This is a genomic window from Frankia canadensis, assembly GCF_900197875.1.
Lineage (GTDB): Bacteria > Actinomycetota > Actinomycetes > Frankiales > Frankiaceae > Frankia > Frankia canadensis.
Genome location: NZ_FZMO01000517.1, coordinates 1 through 525 on the forward strand (window position 1 = coordinate 1; position 525 = coordinate 525).

The 525-nt window shown below is 70.1% G+C and carries 1 protein-coding gene; it reads right to left on the minus strand.

Features of this window, described 5'->3' with window-relative positions; all coding sequences use genetic code 11:
• Positions 1–46: 46 nt before the first annotated feature.
• Positions 47–525, minus strand: a 479-nt coding sequence (locus C1A33_RS27145) for a lytic transglycosylase domain-containing protein (RefSeq protein ID WP_243407996.1), incomplete at its 5' end; no start/stop codon positions are given.

A 525-nucleotide genomic window follows, 5' to 3' on the forward strand; every position in this document is an offset into this window, starting at 1 on the left:
TCGGCACATTCACCCAAGCCGTCTTCGTCCTGGAACAGGAAGGAATCTAAAAAAACCAACTTTGAAAATGCTCAATGTTGGTGCCGTCGCGGGCGCCGGAGGCGCACAGGTAGGCGGCGGCGCTGTAGATCGCGTCGGCCGGATCGTTGATATCCGGGCCGCCGCCGTCGGCGTCGACGGCGTAGGCGGCGAAGGTGCTCGGGAGGAACTGCATCGGCCCGACGGCCCCGGCGTCCGAGGTCCAGTCGGGATTGCGGCCGTGGTCGGTTTCGGTTTTGCCGACGGCGGCGAGGACGGTCCAGGGCAGCCCGGGGCAGGTGGCCGCGGCGGCGACGTAGAGCTGCTGGTAGGCGGGTGGGATGTCGTCGGCGGCGGTCTGGCTGGGAGGCGAACCGAGCGGGTTGAGGCTGGCGAGAACGCCGGCGGCGACGCCGAGGAACAGCACGAGCAGCGCCAGCGCTCCTGCGCCTGCGGCGGCGAGCGCCTTCACCGGCGGCGTTGGCGCAGGAGCAGGAGCGCTGGCGC